Here is a 15781-nt window from a genome sequence, read left to right on the forward strand (position 1 = left end):
CGGACGTCAGTCGACTCCGTCGTCTTCCGGTATCTGCTCTGGCGAATCGGAGCGCCAGGCCCATTGCGTGGCGCGCTGGTGGGTGAAGTCTGCCCCCAATTGGGCGGGCTGATGCAGGCTCGCCACCACATGCTCGATGGCGGTGATTGTCGGCCGCTTTCGCGTCAACACGTCATCGTCTGCCGCCGCTGCACTGCCTACCAGCAACACAGTGGCTGCCGCAGCCGTTGCGCTCAATGCGCAAGCTCTGGTCATGGTCTTCATCTGATGGCCCCTTTCCATCTTCTTTCTTGTCCCGGACTCCCGCGCTACCTTCCGGATCACGGGAGACCACACTGTCCGCTCAAGCGATGACAAACGTGTGTCGCCTTGCTTGCCCAGAGTCCGATCTTGGATCTGATGCCCTCCACAAGGTTCACACTCCAAAAATACAAGGGTTTACCCTGCATAAATCACGCCAACTGTGAGGGCATACGAAAGCACCAAAACAAAGCAATCAATTCACCAAAATCGTGCAAAAACAAGCACTTCCTTGACCATCACGGTGCATAACCCGAGTGCCGCGGATGCAAACATACCAATTTGGTGCATGACACCATGTCTTTTTGACATAATCTCGGCTTCATTCCAGAAACACGTTGTCACCAAGATAGAAGGTTCCGCTTTATGAAGCACGCATCGCTCGGGCAATTCCTCGAACAAGTCGCCCATCGCAATCCCGGTCAACCGGAATTTCTGCAAGCCGTCACGGAAGTGATGGAGAGCCTGTGGCCCTTCATCGAAAAGAACCCGCGCTATGCGGAACACGGTCTTCTGGAACGTCTGGTCGAGCCAGAGCGCGTGGTGATGTTCCGCGTGTCCTGGACCGACGATCAAGGCCACGTACAAGTCAACCGCGGCTTTCGCATTCAGCACAGCATGTCGATCGGCCCCTACAAGGGCGGTCTGCGCTTCCACCCTTCGGTGAACCTGTCGGTGTTGAAGTTCCTGGCGTTCGAGCAGACCTTCAAGAACGCACTGACCACGCTGCCCATGGGCGGCGGCAAGGGTGGCTCCGATTTCGACCCCAAGGGCAAGAGCCCCGCTGAAGTCATGCGCTTCTGTCAGTCCTTCGTGATGGAGCTGTTCCGTCACGTCGGTCCCGACACCGACGTGCCAGCAGGCGACATCGGCGTGGGCGGCCGCGAAGTCGGCTTCATGGCAGGCATGTACAAGAAGCTGGCGAACAACGCCGCTTCGGTCTTCACCGGCAAGGGCCTGACCTTCGGCGGTTCGCTGATCCGCCCCGAAGCCACCGGCTACGGCACTGTGTATTTCGCTGACGAAATGCTCAAGACCAAAGGCAAGAGCTTCAACGGCCTGCGCGTTTCCGTGTCCGGCTCGGGCAACGTGGCACAGTACGCCGTCGAGAAGGCCATGGAACTGGGCGCGAAGGTTGTGACCGTGTCCGACTCCTCCGGTACCGTGATCGACGAAGACGGCTTCAACGCCGAAAAGCTGGCCATCCTCATGGACGTCAAGAACCACCACTACGGCCGCGTGAACGACTACGCCGCCAAGGTCGGTGCCAAGTTCGAAGCCGGTGTGCGCCCATGGCACGTGAAGGTGGATGTGGCCCTGCCATGCGCCACCCAGAACGAGCTGGACGAAAAGGATGCCAAGCTGCTGATCGAAAACGGCGTCATCTGCGTGGCTGAAGGCGCGAACATGCCTTCGACCATCGAAGCCGCCAAGGCATTTGAAGCCGCTGGCGTGCTGTACGCACCGGGCAAGGCGTCGAACGCCGGTGGCGTGGCCACTTCCGGTCTGGAAATGAGCCAGAACGCGATGCGCCTGTCCTGGCCGCGTGAAGAAGTGGACGCACGTCTGCTGCAGATCATGCAGAATATCCACGCTGCTTGCTTGAAGCATGGCAAGCGGGCGGATGGCACAGTGAGCTATATCGATGGTGCGAACATCGCTGGCTTCGTGAAGGTGGCAGATGCGATGCTGGCACAGGGCGTGATCTGATCTTTTCTAATCTGCGCTTTGTTTGGGAACCGCCTTCTGGGCGGTTTCTTCGTTTTGGGATTCTGTTTTTGCGCTGCTCGGTAGTTGAGAGCGGAGGCCGGGAGTTCCGCCCGGCGGCGGAGTAACTTTTTGGTCTTGCCCAAAAAGTTACCAAAAATGCGCTTGAAATACCTCCGGCAGAACTCACTGTGCGACTTCGTCGCTCCGTTCGAACAGCCACCGGAAATCAGTTTTGAAGAGGTGTGTTCGGCACTTCGCTTCGCTCGTGCTAGCGCTGCGCGGCGAGCAGCAGGCCGCCTGCGCCCATGAAGAAGCCGCCGGTGGCTTTGTTGAGGCGAACGACGCCCTTGGGCGTGCGGATCCAGCGTCTGATCTGGCGGCCGCAGGAGGCGTAGACCAGGGTCGACACGTATTCGGCCATCAGGTAGATCGAGCCGAGTACCAGAAACTGCATGGCCGCTGGTTTGGAGGGGTCGATGAACTGCGGGAAGATCGCGGCAAAGAGGATGATGGCCTTGGGGTTGGTGATGCCAAGCAGGAACTCCTGCATCGCGAGGGCCTTGACCGAATAGTGTTGTGGCGCGGCGACTGCGGTGGTGCCGTCGCCGTTCTCAATCATCGCCGCGCCACCGAATTCGCGGCTGCGCCAGGCCTTCCAGCCGATCCAGAACAGATAGACGGCGCCGATCCACTTCACGGTCAGGAAGGCTGTTTCTGAGGCGAGCAGCATAGCGCCCAAACCAATCGCGGAGACCAACAGGAAAATCGCAAAGGCAGCCACACGACCGGTGGTGGCCATCAAGGCCGGGACAACGCCTGCCCGGATGCCGTTGTTGAGGCCGCAGAAGTTGTTGGGGCCCGGGGTGAGGGAGATGGCGATGGAGACCGGTATGAACAGGAGAGCATCCATGATGGCCCAGCCTTTGCGTGGAGATGAAAATCGAGCTGCTCAGTGTAATACTCGGCATGGTTTTTCGCTGGCACCGGGCTGGCCCATTCCCTCAGGAGACAAGTTCAATATGCGTACCATCCACCGCCGATTTTTCAATGCGGCCCTGACCGCCGTCGCCGCGACCTGCATTTTCGCGTCGTTGCCCGCCCAAGCTGGCCAGCGCCTCGACCAGATCATGCAGACCAAGACGTTGCGCGTGGGCACGCCCGGCGACTACCGCCCGTTCGCCATCAAGACCGATGCGGGCTACAGCGGCCACGACATCGACGTGATCGAGGCCATGGCCAAGGAAATGGGCGTGAAGATCGAATGGGTGCCGACCACCTGGCCCAATCTGATGCCCGACCTCAAGGCGAACAAGTACGACGTGGCCGTGGGCGGCATCACCCGCAACGTGGCACGCATAGGCCAAGCGAACATGCTCCCGGGCTACGCGCCTTTCGGCAAGGTGGCGCTGGTGCGCAAGGCCGACAAGGACAAATTCCAGACGCCCGAGAGCCTGAACCAGACCAGCGTGCGCGTGATCAAGAATCCGGGTGGCACGAACGAGACCTATGTGCTGCAGAACCTCACATCCGCACAGGTCAGCACGCACGACAAGAACGCCGAGATTCCCGCGCTGATCGCCGAAGGCAAGGGCGATGTGATGATCACCGAAACCTACGAGGCACTGCACTACGCACATGCCGAACCACGTCTTCATGCCGCGTTTCTCGAAAAGCCGCTCACGCCAGTGAACATGCTGGGCTTTCTTTTCCCAAGCGACGATGCGGACTACGCACGCGTGTTGCGCTTTACTTGGGAGCAGATCGACAACCGAGGTGGCTTGAAAGCAGCCGCTGGCAAGTGGCTGAAGTGAAGCAAAAAACAATCGACCCGACACTTACGAAAGAGAACTTGCATACACCGATGGCACAGCTGGCTCGTAAAATCGCGCGCAGTCGCGCCGTCATGCACCAAAGATTCTCTTTCATGTGATCGGCAGCATTTTGCAGATCACCGCATGAACCCGAGTCCCCAGATCGAACGTGAACGCCCCCCGCTGGGTGAACTCTCGCAATGGCAGCTGCTGCTGCAAGACATCGCGCTTTCGCTGCGCCAATGGCCGCTGTGGATGCACCTAGGGTGGCAGGATCTGCTGCGCCAATATCGACGTTCGTTTCTGGGACCGACCTGGATCGCCATCAATATGGCGATCTTCACAGCGGCATTCGGCTGGATCGGCGCACAGCTGTTCAAGCAGGACACGAAGTCCTACATCCCCTATTTCTGTCTCGGGAACATCTTCTTTGGGTTTCTCACGTCCATGTTCAACGATGGATGCAGAACCTACATCGATGCCGCACCATTCCTGAAACAAGCCTCCTATCCCAAGTTCACGTTCGTCTTTCGCGTAGTGTGGCGCAACCTGCTGCTGCTTGCGCACCAGATTCCCCTCATTCTCGTGGTGCTGTGGTATGGCGATCTGCTCGGCGGTGCGCTATGGCATGTCTGGCTCGCAGGATTGGTCTTAAGCACTCTCTGCGCCACCTTGGTGCTCGCCATTCTGGCCGCCATCGCCACGCGATTTCGCGACGTGCCGATGGTGGTAGCGAGCATCTTGCAAATCGCGTTCTTCATCACTCCCGTGATGTGGCAGTCGAGCCAGCTGAGCGCTTCGCGCGCGCATCTCATCACCGTGATTAATCCGCTGGCAGCGTGGCTGGAACTCATTCGCGCACCGCTGCTTGGAAAGATGCCGTCGAGCACTGCGTGGCTCACGGCAGGCATTGCGCTCGGTGTCCTGCTGTTGCTTTGCACGGCGATCTATCTTGCGGCACGTCGACGCATCAACTACTGGCTGTAAGCGAAGCATCCGCCATGAAGCCCTTCATTCAGCTCAGCAACGTCGATATCAGCTTTCCCGTTTTCGACGCCCAAAGCATCGGACTCATCAATACACTGGTGCGCTTCACTGGCATGCCACGCGGCAAATCATCTGCGGCAACTCCCATCCGAACCGTTCACGCGCTGCATGACATCAATCTCGAGCTCAAATCCGGTGATCGCATCGGCCTGATCGGACACAACGGCGCGGGCAAATCCACCCTTCTGCGCGTGCTCTCGGGTGTCTACGAACCCGTGCAGGGACATATTCGCCAGCATGGCAGCGTGTCTGCGCTCACCGACATCATGCTGGGCGTAGATGCCGAAGCGTCAGGCATGGACTTCATCATCACGCGCGGCATCGTGATGGGCTTGTCAAAACGCGAGGCATGTCATCTGATTGATGAAATCGGCGCCTTCACGGAGCTGACTGACCGGCTGCACATGCCCGTTCGCACCTACTCCACCGGTATGCTGCTCAAGTTGGCCTTTGCTGTGGCGACCACCGTCACCCCGGACATTCTGCTGATGGACGAGGTCGTTGGCGCCGGGGATGCCAAGTTTCAGGAGCGTGCGCAAAAGCGTTTGCACGACCTCATGTCGCGCGTGAGCATTCTCGTGGTCGCAAGCCACAACGAGCAGTTGCTCAAGTCGTTCTGCTCGCATGCATTGGTGCTCAGCCATGGCGGGATTGCTCATCGCGGCACTGTGGACGAATGCCTTGAGTACTATCACACGAACGGCTGAATGGCAGTTTTGCAAAACTCGAAAATCGGTGCGCCATTACGCACCGTTGAGTGCTACGCTTGCAATCAAATGTCACATAGCTGCAGGTTCCGGCGCTGGAGCCGAAAGCTTTCCCGCCACGCCTTGTGGCCATCTGCGCACGGCCATTGACCGCACATGAAAATACTCATAGCGATGTGTTGCATGCAGTACCGGACTGGTGCCGAACTGTTCGTGCGGGATATCGCGCTGGCCCTGCACCAACGTGGTCACAGCATCATCGTCTACTCACCCATCATGGGTGACATGGTTGACGAATTGCGCGCGGTCTGCATTGCCTGTGTGCCCGATTTGTCGCTGATCGCAGAAGCGCCGGACATCATCATCGGCAACACGCGCGATGAAACCGTGGCATGTCTCGCTCGCTTTCTTGCCGTCCCTGCCATTTCCATCTGTCACGACCGGACCGCGCCCCATGGACGCCCGCCGCTCTTCAGCCGGATTCGGCAGTACGTCGCGGTGGACGAAAACTGTGCCGAGCGGCTCTATCTGGAACACGGCATTGCGCGAGCGTCCATTGAGCTGGTATCCAATGGCGTGGATCTGGCGCGTTTCAAGCTGCGCGCGCCACTGCCGGAGAAGCCACTTCGCGCGGCTATTTTCAGCAACTACTCGACTGAGCATCAGGACACCAGAACGATTCGCGCAGCCTGTCTGTCTAACGGCATTTCGCTCGACGTGATCGGTGCAGGAATCGGCCAGCAGGCTCGCACCCCCGAAGACCTGCTCACCCAATATGACTTCGTGTTTGCCAAGGCCCGATGTGCCATGGAGGCCATGGCGGTTGGCTGCGCCGTCATTCTGTTCAATGAGAACATGGGAATGGCGGGCATGGTGAAAACCAGTCAGATCAAGGCATGGCAAGCTTGGAATTTCGGTCGCAGGCTTCTTCGAACGCCGGTGTCAGAAGCTCACGTCAGCGCCGCCATTAACGACTACAACGCCGCAGATGCGCAAAGGGTCAGCGAACACGTTCGCACTCACCTGTCCCTCGACGCCACTGCAGCGCAGCTCGAACGGATAGCTCTGCACACCTTGCAGGAAGAAACATCCCGCACCCCCCCTTCTCCCGAAGTCGAAATTCGCGAGTTCGCTCGTCATTGCGCGGACAACCTGCATCCTCTCGGTGTCGAATATCTGGCGGCGCAGACGGGTGTGATGCAAGAGAGAGTTGCAGCACGCGACGCCGTCATCCGGCAGTTGCAGGAACAGATGGCCGAGCTGTCGCAAAATCATGAAACGCGCCCCAATGAGATATGTGAAGCCAGTTCGCGTGAACTGGCAAACGCAATCAACCAGCTTTACGAACGCGAGCGCCACCTTCAGGCACTTCTTGCAAGCAGAAGTTGGCGCTTGACCGCACCACTGCGCTGGCTCGCCACAAGACTGGGTATGCAATGAACATCATGCTTTTGTGCAGCGACTCAAGCCTCACCGCAACCCCACGATGAAACCACTTCTGCTGATCGCGCATCCGGGACACGAGCTGCGCATTTTTCAATGGGTTTACCAAACCCGGCCACACGTGGTCGTGCTGACCAATGGAGACGGCTCCATCGGACAACCACGCCTTGAGCATTCGCGCCAGCTGCTGGACCCCATCGGCGTGCAGATTCGCGAAGACTGGCTCGCATCCGTGCCGGACTCCGGCATCTACAACGCCTTGCTGGGCACGGCACCGTCGCCTTTTCAGGCATGGCTTCGCTCATTGATCGACATCGGCATGCAGGGTCACTTCGATACCGTAGTCGCAGATCAGGCCGAGGGCTACAACCCCAGTCACGATCTTTGCAGGGTGATGGCGAACTGCCTCGTGCGGGCCTTGCGCCAATCAGGCAGATCCATCCGCAGTCTGGAGTTCCCGCTTATCGGCCACTCCTGCGATCCCGCCAGACAACATGAGGTGGAAGAAGAGGTCACGCTGACCGGTGCTGAACTGGCGCACAAACTCTCCATCATGCACCTCTACGCCAGCAGCACCAGCAAGACGCTGGAGCGAGAACTGCAGACCATGCTCGAGACTTTCGGGGAGGCATCGTTCGCACGGGAGTGCCTGTACCCCGCCGCACGTACACCTTACGAGTCCAACGAATTGCCACCAAACATGCCCGAATTCGAACGCATTGGCGAGGAGCGATTCAAGGCAGGCATCTACCGAAACGTGATTCGCACCAAGCACCTTCGGCAGTTGGCGCAGGACATGTTGAACAAGAACTGAAGTGACACGCGACATGCAGCACAAGACTCGCATCGCCATCATCGGCTACGGCCGCTTCGGCCGCGTGCACGCGATGAGGGCTCGCACACATCCCGCGTTCGACGTGGTGTGCGTCGTCGACCCCCAACCACATGCAAGACACGCTGCGCAGATTGCAGGATTCATGACCGTCGCACGTCTGCAGGACTTGCCACGTGGCGTGGAGGCGGCAGCAGTGGTCACACCCTACGAGACCCACGCCGAGATCGCCGTCACGCTGATGCGCATGGGCATTGACGTGCTCGTGGAAAAGCCTCTGGCAAGCACCGAGAGAGACATCGATGCGCTGCTGGATGCGGAGTGCGCCACGCGTCGCAAACTCTGCACCGGACATATCGAGCGCTTCAATCGACTCCTCAGCGCGCCGCTGTGGAGCGGCACACCTCACAGCATCGCATTCACACGCTGCTCAAGCCTGAGCGTGGGGGCGGGCTCCGTCGTGCTCGACCTGATGGTGCATGACCTCGACACTGCCTCTCTTCTGTTTGGACGCAAGGAAGAAGAAACGTTCGAGATCATCGGCGTGCAGAGACAATGCGGCACCGTGAATGCTCAAGTGCTCTTCTGTGGTTCACAGCTCAACTTGAGCGCGAGCCATGGAGCACACAAATCCAATGTTCACCTGTTGTGGCAGGACTTCGAGTCGCGCAATGAACTCTGCTTGAGATCGTCCGACACGGCAACAGGTATCGATGCGTTGAGTCTCCAATACACGGCATTCCACGAGTTGCTGTCTGGAGCACACTCTGAACGCCCCATTGCGAGTGCCTCGGAAGGTGCGATGGCGGCACGTCGGGCCATTGCCATCGAGTCTTGGTCATGAGCGTACCCTTCTTTCGCAGCCCATGGCAGACACGGGAGCTGGCAGAGCAGATGGGGCAACGCGTGACCGAGCTTCTGCAAAGCGGCCACTACATTCTGGGACCGCAGGTACAGCAGTTCGAACGTGCGCTTGCTGAGCACTTCTCCCATGACACGCAGGCAGTCGCTGTCAACTCGGGCACCGATGCATTGGTGCTTGCGCTTCAACTGCTCGGACTGAAGGCGGGCGACGAGGTCATTGTTCCTGCGGGCACCTTCATCGCGTGCTACGAAGCGATTGTCCGAGTTGCGGCAACACCCGTGCTGGTCGATTCTCTTGCTGACGATTTCCTCTGTAGCGCCGAGCAGATCGAGCGTCTCATCACACCGCGCACACGTGCCGTGCTCGCTGTGCCATTGTTCGGAGATTCAAGCGCTACGCCCGCCATCGCGCAACGTTGCCAAAAGCACGATCTCGCGCTCATCGAAGACATTGCACAAGCACTGGGTGCTCACACTCGTGACACCAACGGGCGCTGCCAGCAAGCGGGCACGATGGGTGACATCAGTACCGCGAGCTTCTACCCCACTAAAACGTTGGGCGCGGCGGGTGACGCTGGTGCTGTGATCAGCTCGCGTGCTGACCTCCTGGAAAGGGCACGCGCACTGCGTAACCATGGCCGTGCCGGAGCCTTCCACAGTGAGGTGGGATTCAACAGCCGCATGGATGAATTGCAGGCGATGGTGCTGGCGGAAGGAATCGCAAGACTGGAATCCTGGCTGCAAGAGCGCCGCTCCATCGCAGCGCAGTATCTGCAACATCTGGCTGGCGTTTCCGACGTCACCTTGCCGCATCAACGTGAGGGCCACGCGTGGAACTATTTTGTCCTGCGAAGCCATCGCCGTGAAGCGCTGAAAGAGGCTCTGGCACGACGCGGCATCGACACACGCATCTACTACGACCCACCCATCCACCAACAGCCGAGCTATCTGCAGCGCTATGCTCCGATTGTGCTGCCGAACGTCGAAAGTCATTCTCGGCAGGCACTGGCGTTGCCGCTCTTTCCTGGAATGACAGCGTCGGAAATCGAGCAAGTGGTGGAAGCTGTACACGCGGCTTCCAATACTCTTTGCCAATAACATGCCACACCACTCAAACGACAAACTGAGGGAGCACATATGAACAATCAAACGCCACGCCCATCGACCGCACCGGAGGTTGGTGAATGGCAGTTTTCGGGCACCAAGGACGTACAAACGACTTGCGCCGACTGGAGTCTGGCAAGCGTTGGAAACATTCAGGGCGTGGAACTCAAGCTGATCACCAATGTACTGACGGACGACGGCACGCTCACCGAAATCTATCGCAAGGACTGGCGATTGGATGATCTGCCTGTGGAGCAGATTTTTCAGAAGATCATGTCACCCGGCAGCATTTCGGCTTGGCATGCCCATCGCCAGGCCACGGATCGCCTGTTCTGCGGATACGGCCGCGTCAAGGTGATTCTGTATGACGCGCGCAAGCATTCACCGACTCTGGGCCTCCTGTCCATTCATCGCCTTGCGATTGAGCGCCCCTCCCTGCTCATCGTTCCGCCGGGTGTCTGGCATGGCGTACAAGCCGTATCCGATTCGCCGGCCATCGTCATCAACGCCGTCGACATTGCGTATTCATACGAAGACCCCGATCACTGGCGCCTGCCCTCTAACTCCGCCGAAATCCCGTACCAGTTCAAGCATCGCGCGTGAGCACATCGGCCGGATCGCCCATGCCCCGCGTCTCCATCATCATGGCGGCCTATGGGCGGCCACATCTGTTGAGATGGGCAATAGAGTCCATTCAGAATCAAACCGTCACGGACTGGGAGCTGCTGGTGGTGTCCGACGCCTGCCCGCTGGGAACGGCCGAGACGGCTCAGGCATTGGCAGACGCAGACCATCGCATCCGCGTCATCCAGATGACCCGCAATTGGGGCGAACAATCCGGCCCTAACAATGTGGGGCTTGCCCGATCATGCGCACCGCTGGTTGCATTTCTCAATCAGGACGACCTCTGGTTTCCAGACCACCTGGAAGTGCTGATCGACTGGATCGACGCCGCCGGAGCGGACATTGCTGTGGGTGCGAGCGCACACGTGGGTTTTGCTCCCGATGGGGATATGAGGCGCTGCCCCAGCGGTTTGGCCGGAATGGGCGACAACGGAGCGTACTGCCCCGTCAAGACTTTTTCGCCGATGTCCGCATGGTTGGTGAAAAGGCACTGCTTTGAACGCATCGGAGTGCTTCCACGCGCTGCTGAATGCGTTGCCGAGTCGTCGCAAACCTGGCTGTTCAGGGCATGGAAACGCAAGCTGAAAATAGCCACAGCAACCGAACTCACCTGCCTGATCTTCTCTTCGGGCAGTCGCGCCAATTCCTACCTGAATGGGGACAGTCGGGAGCAGGCGTATTTCGGTGAGCAGATCCACAGCAATCCCTATCTGCGCTCACGTATTCTTGCCCATGCCAGTCCAAGTTATTGCCCCGAATCCAATCCGCGCAAGGAGTTCTTCAAGTTTCACTTCAAGAAGCTGCAAGCCCATCTGGGCTTGTTTCCTCGCGCCTTGGAATTCTGGTTCAAACATGACCGACGATCTGGCGACTACATACACCATCTGAGGTCGATACGTGGTCTTGCCGACCATGCGGCAAAGACATCAAACTATTCGCAGGTTCTGCGCCGTCGCTGGATCAATCGCAACTGTCTCTATGAAGCGGGAACGCGCATCGACTGCTGCGAAGGCGGCCAGGCTGAACGACATCTGGGCGATGGCTGGTGTCTCGCTGACGATATCGGCTGCCTCATGCATGCGACAACGGTCGGAGTGCACTTTCGCCTTCAAGGACAGAATGTGCGGGCAACGCGCCTCGTCACCCTGTGGCAACTACCGCCGGGAGCGATTCTCTATGCAGGAGTGAACGGCACAGGCATTGCGCTTGCGAGTGCTGTCGAATCCAACGAACTGTCAGGAGCGGCCGAATGGGTCTGGGAACTTCCGGCCGATGCCAATGCAACGACTCGAATACTGAACTTTGAAATCCACTCACCCACGCCCGGCTGTCGGCTGGTTCGGATGCGCCTGGAATAACGTGAAAAGTTCAAGCGAAACGCTTACTGCAACGTTTTCTTGGCCGACTCCGGCAGCACGAACGGCATGACGTCGATACCCTCCTCCAGCAGTTCCGCTGTTTCCTCGGCCGAGGCCTGACCGCGGATGCCACGTTCGGGGGCGTCGCCGTAGTGAATGCGGCGGGCTTCCTGAGCAAAGCGTTCGCCCACGTTTTCGGTGTTGGCGATGACGTGACGGGCGGCACGCAGCCACGCATCCTGCAACTGGGATTGCAGTTCGGCGGGCAGCGGCGCGGGGCGGTTGCTCACGTCGTGCTGCGGTGCTTGAGGCTCCTCGCTGGGCTTGCCCTGCTGTGCTGACTTTGGTTCTGCCGAAGACGAACGCAGGTTCAGACGTGGAGCGCTCAAGCCCTTGCGGATATGGGAGCTGCCGCACATGGGGCATTGCACGAGGGCGCGCTCCATCTGGGACTGAAAGTCTTCTTCAGAGGCGAACCAGCCTTCAAAGCGGTGGTCGGCATCGCAAAGCAGATCAAGCACCTTCATATCGGAGGATCAATCAATCAACAGCAGTCAACAAAGTGGGGCACGGGTTGATGATGCATCGTCGCGCTGGCAAAGCACATCAAGAGGCGCATGGTAGCGCCAAATGCGTCAGCCGCGGCGACGCATCAAATAGCGGTACACGAAGCCCGGGAATGCGAGCGTAAGGAACAGTGTGCCGGTGATCGCGTAGAACTCCCAGCCTTGTGGGGAATTCTGGCCCGCGCGGCGCTCGAGCAGCATGGCCACGGCGCCGACGATGAGATAGAGCACCACCAGTTCGAGCAGGCGAATGGCGAAGGGCTTGTTTGCGCCCTTGGACTTGGGAAGCGGCCCCACGAGCATGAGGCGCTGAGAAAGGAAGGGCCAGTTGGCGGCGGCGAACGCCGCCAGAATCACGAGCCAGATTGCAGCTGTCTGTGACATGCGGCCTCTTCCTTTTCTTGGTTTGCTTCAGTCGATCAGGTGGCCAGTGCGCGCACGATGGCATCGGCGCACAGGCTCATCAGGCCGCCGGGCAACAGGCCCAGCACCAGCAGCGCTGCGGCGTTGAGCGTGAGCACGGTGCGCACGTCCATCGGAGCGGACACGCTCGTGGCGGTGAGCGGCTTGTCGAAGTACATGACCTTCACGACGCGCAGGTAGTAGAACGCACCGATCAGCGACATGATCACGGCGAACACAGCCAGAGCGATGTGCGAGGTGGCACCCGACGAAATCAGCGCCTGCAGCACCGACAGCTTGGCGTAGAAGCCCACCAGCGGAGGAATACCGGCCATGGAGAACAGGCAGATCGCCATCACGCCGGCGTACAGCGGGCTGCGTTGGTTCAGGCCTGCGAAGTCGGAGATTTCTTCGCTTTCGAAACCGTCACGTGCCAGCAGCAAGATCACGCCGAAGGCGGCCAGCGTGGTCAGCACATAGGTCACCACGTAGAACATGGCGGCGCTGTAGGCGTTCTCGACAGCGTTGGCGTCCACGTTGCCGTGGATGACGCCGGACATCAGGCCGAGGAGCACGAAGCCCATCTGCGAGATGGTCGAATAGGCCAGCATGCGCTTGATGTTGGTCTGCATCAGACCGGCGAGGTTACCAATGAGCAGCGAGCAGACCGCCATCACCATCAGCATCTGTTGCCAGTCGAAAGCGAGCGGCAGCAGGCCATCGACCAGAAGACGCATGGTCATGCCGAAGGCGGCGAGCTTGGGGGCGCTACCGATCATCAGCGTGATCGACGTAGGCGCGCCTTGGTAGACGTCAGGCACCCACATGTGGAAAGGCACGACACCGAGCTTGAAGCCCAGACCGGCCACCACGAACACCGTACCGAACACGAGGACCTGATGACGGATCTGACCACCGTTGATCGCCTGGAACACCTGACCGATGTCGAGCGAACCGGTGGCGCCATAGATCATCGACAGACCGTAGAGCAGGAAACCCGAAGCCATCGCGCCGAGCACGAAATACTTCATGGCGGCTTCGACCGATTGCGAATGGTCGCGGCGCAGTGCCACCAGCGCGTAGCTGGCCAGAGTCAGCAGTTCGAGGCCGAGGTAGATGACCAGGAAGTTGTTGGCGCCGATCATCACGAACATGCCCAGCAGCGCGAGCAGCGAGAGCGTGAACATTTCACCGCCGCGCAGCATATCGCGGTCGGCGGCGTAGGGACGGCCATAGACCATCGTGACCATCATCGCCACGGCGGCGAAGCACTTGAGCCAGCTGCCCATGGCGTCGGAGACCACCATGTTGCCCCAGCCGTAGAACGTGGTGCCGTTGCGGGCATACATGGCTTCGAGCACGGCCACGACGAGCAGCGTGAGCAGCGTGAGGATGTAGGTTGGAGTACGGCCTTTGCTTTTGACGCCCAGGTCGACCAGCGCAATCACGCAGGCCATGACCAGGAGGACGATCTCCGGATAAATTGCCAGCCAGCTGATGTTGTCAATCATTTCTTATCTCTCAATCCAGTCTGGTCAGTTCAATTTCGACTGCGCGACGTGCTTGATCAGCTCGGCAACCGAAACGTCCATCACATCGGTGAATGGCTTCGGATACAGACCCATGTACAGCACGGCAATCGCCAAAATGCCCAACACCAGGAACTCGCGGCAACTGATGTCCTTGAGCTTGGCGACGTGGTCGTTGCCCACCGGACCCAGGTACACGCGCTTGTACATCCACAGGGTGTAGGCAGCGCCGAAGATCAGTGCCGTGGCGGAGCCAAGGCCGATCCAGAAGTTGTATTGCACGGCACCCAGAATCACCATCCACTCACCGACGAAACCAGCGGTTGCGGGCAGACCGCAGTTGGCCATGGCGAACAGCAGTGCGAACGCGGCGAACTTGGGCATGGTGTTGACCACGCCGCCGTAGGCCGAGATCTCACGCGAGTGGACGCGGTCATACAGCACCCCGATGCACAGGAACATCGCGCCGGACACGAAGCCGTGGGCAATCATCTGCACGATGCCGCCGGAGATGCCGAGGTTGTTGAAGATGAAGAAGCCCAACGTCACGAAACCCATGTGGGCAACGGACGAGTAAGCCACCAGTTTCTTCATGTCGCGCTGGACCAGCGCCACCACGCCGACGTAGATCACGGCAATCAGCGACAGCGTGATCATGAGCCAGGCCCATTCGCGCGCGGCATCGGGAGCGATCGGCAGCGAGAAGCGCAGGAAACCATAGGCACCGAGCTTCAGCATGATCGCAGCCAGCACAGCGGAGCCGCCGGTAGGTGCTTCCACGTGCACGTCTGGCAGCCAGGTGTGCACCGGGAACATCGGCACCTTCACCGCGAAAGCGGCGAAGAAGGCAAAGAACAGCAGCGTCTGGGCCTTGCCCGACAGAGGCAGTTGGTGCCATGTGGCGATGTCGAAGCTGCCGCCCGAAGCGTTGTAAAGGTAGATCAACGCGATCAGCATCAACAGCGAACCGAACAACGTGTACAGGAAGAACTTGAACGCGGCGTAGATACGGTTCGGACCGCCCCAGATGCCGATGATCAGGTACATCGGAATCAGTGTGGCTTCGAAGAACACATAGAACAGAATGCCGTCCAGTGCCGAGAACACGCCGATCATGATGCCCGAGAGGATCAGGAACGAAGCGAAGTACTGGTTCACGCGCTCGGTGATGTTCTCCCACGAGGCGATCACCACGATCACGGTGATGAAGGCTGTCAGCGGAACGAACCAGAAGCTCAGGCCATCCACGCCCAAGTGGTAATGCACATTGAAGCGCTCGATCCACATGGCCTTTTCAACGAACTGCGCAGCCGCAGTCGTGTTGTCGAAACCGGAGAACATGGGCAGCGTGACCGCCAGCCCGACCAGTGCACCGATCAGCGCGATCCAGCGCACCATAGGTGCTTGGGAATCACGCCCGAAGAAGAGCAGCAGAACGCCAAAGGCGATCGGTGCCCAGATTGCAAGACTCAACAAACCCATTT

General features: G+C 59.3%; 16 protein-coding genes. 10 read left to right on the forward strand and 6 right to left on the reverse strand.

Annotation, left to right across the window (positions count from 1 at the left end; genetic code table 11):
- Positions 1–6: 6 nt before the first annotated feature.
- Complete coding sequence (locus G7047_RS16315) at positions 7–255, reverse strand: hypothetical protein (protein WP_166307605.1); 249 nt, start codon at positions 253–255, stop codon at positions 7–9.
- Positions 256–666: 411 nt separating this feature from the next.
- Here G7047_RS16315 and gdhA point away from each other — a divergent pair, with 411 nt between their 5' ends.
- Positions 667–2010 carry an NADP-specific glutamate dehydrogenase gene (gene gdhA, locus G7047_RS16320; RefSeq protein WP_166307608.1) on the forward strand — a complete coding sequence of 448 codons (1344 nt, stop codon included), beginning with the start codon at positions 667–669 and terminating at the stop codon, positions 2008–2010.
- A 268-nt stretch (positions 2011–2278) separates the two neighbouring features.
- On the opposite strand, the gene G7047_RS16325 is transcribed toward gdhA, so the two are convergent.
- A complete protein-coding gene (locus tag G7047_RS16325; protein WP_166307611.1) occupies positions 2279–2920 on the reverse strand; it encodes a LysE family translocator in 642 nt (213 codons plus the stop codon).
- Between the two features lie 109 nt (positions 2921–3029).
- Between G7047_RS16325 and G7047_RS16330 the strand changes: the two genes are divergently transcribed.
- From G7047_RS16330 to G7047_RS16370, 9 genes are all read left to right on the forward strand, one after another.
- Positions 3030–3821 carry a transporter substrate-binding domain-containing protein gene (locus G7047_RS16330; protein WP_166307614.1) on the forward strand — a complete coding sequence of 264 codons (792 nt, stop codon included), beginning with the start codon at positions 3030–3032 and terminating at the stop codon, positions 3819–3821.
- A gap of 144 nt (positions 3822–3965) precedes the next feature.
- A complete protein-coding gene (locus tag G7047_RS16335) occupies positions 3966–4808 on the forward strand; it encodes an ABC transporter permease (RefSeq protein WP_166307617.1) in 843 nt (280 codons plus the stop codon).
- Between the two features lie 14 nt (positions 4809–4822).
- On the forward strand, positions 4823–5575 hold the full coding sequence (locus tag G7047_RS16340) for an ABC transporter ATP-binding protein (protein ID WP_166307620.1): 753 nt from the start codon (positions 4823–4825) through the stop codon (positions 5573–5575).
- Between the two features lie 183 nt (positions 5576–5758).
- On the forward strand, positions 5759–7015 hold the full coding sequence (locus G7047_RS16345) for a glycosyltransferase (protein WP_166307623.1): 1257 nt from the start codon (positions 5759–5761) through the stop codon (positions 7013–7015).
- 46 nt (positions 7016–7061) lie between these two features.
- Complete coding sequence (locus G7047_RS16350; RefSeq protein ID WP_166307626.1) at positions 7062–7832, forward strand: hypothetical protein; 771 nt, start codon at positions 7062–7064, stop codon at positions 7830–7832.
- 13 nt (positions 7833–7845) lie between these two features.
- On the forward strand, positions 7846–8694 hold the full coding sequence (locus G7047_RS16355; protein WP_166307629.1) for a Gfo/Idh/MocA family protein: 849 nt from the start codon (positions 7846–7848) through the stop codon (positions 8692–8694).
- A complete protein-coding gene (locus tag G7047_RS16360) occupies positions 8691–9812 on the forward strand; it encodes a DegT/DnrJ/EryC1/StrS aminotransferase family protein (RefSeq protein WP_166307632.1) in 1122 nt (373 codons plus the stop codon). Before G7047_RS16355 ends, G7047_RS16360 begins: the two co-directional genes overlap by 4 nt.
- Before the next feature lie 39 nt (positions 9813–9851).
- Positions 9852–10421 (forward strand): cupin domain-containing protein, encoded by a 570-nt coding sequence (locus G7047_RS16365; RefSeq protein WP_166307635.1) that lies wholly within the window; start codon positions 9852–9854, stop codon positions 10419–10421.
- Positions 10422–10441: 20 nt separating this feature from the next.
- Positions 10442–11800 carry a glycosyltransferase family 2 protein gene (locus tag G7047_RS16370; protein ID WP_166307638.1) on the forward strand — a complete coding sequence of 453 codons (1359 nt, stop codon included), beginning with the start codon at positions 10442–10444 and terminating at the stop codon, positions 11798–11800.
- A 23-nt stretch (positions 11801–11823) separates the two neighbouring features.
- Here G7047_RS16370 and G7047_RS16375 read toward each other — a convergent pair whose 3' ends face one another.
- From G7047_RS16375 to G7047_RS16390, 4 genes are all read right to left on the reverse strand, one after another.
- Positions 11824–12327 (reverse strand): DUF1178 family protein, encoded by a 504-nt coding sequence (locus G7047_RS16375; protein ID WP_166307641.1) that lies wholly within the window; start codon positions 12325–12327, stop codon positions 11824–11826.
- A gap of 108 nt (positions 12328–12435) precedes the next feature.
- Positions 12436–12750: a DUF2818 family protein gene (locus tag G7047_RS16380; RefSeq protein ID WP_166307644.1), complete on the reverse strand. Its 315-nt coding sequence runs from the start codon at positions 12748–12750 to the stop codon at positions 12436–12438.
- Positions 12751–12785: 35 nt separating this feature from the next.
- Entirely contained in the window at positions 12786–14279 is a 1494-nt protein-coding gene (nuoN, locus tag G7047_RS16385; RefSeq protein WP_166307647.1) for an NADH-quinone oxidoreductase subunit NuoN, read from the reverse strand.
- Positions 14280–14303: 24 nt separating this feature from the next.
- On the reverse strand, positions 14304–15779 hold the full coding sequence (locus G7047_RS16390; protein WP_166307650.1) for an NADH-quinone oxidoreductase subunit M: 1476 nt from the start codon (positions 15777–15779) through the stop codon (positions 14304–14306).
- Between the last annotated feature and the right edge of the window lie 2 nt (positions 15780–15781).

Origin of the sequence: Diaphorobacter sp. HDW4A (assembly GCF_011305995.1) — a bacterium.
Taxonomy (GTDB): domain Bacteria; phylum Pseudomonadota; class Gammaproteobacteria; order Burkholderiales; family Burkholderiaceae_C; genus Diaphorobacter_A.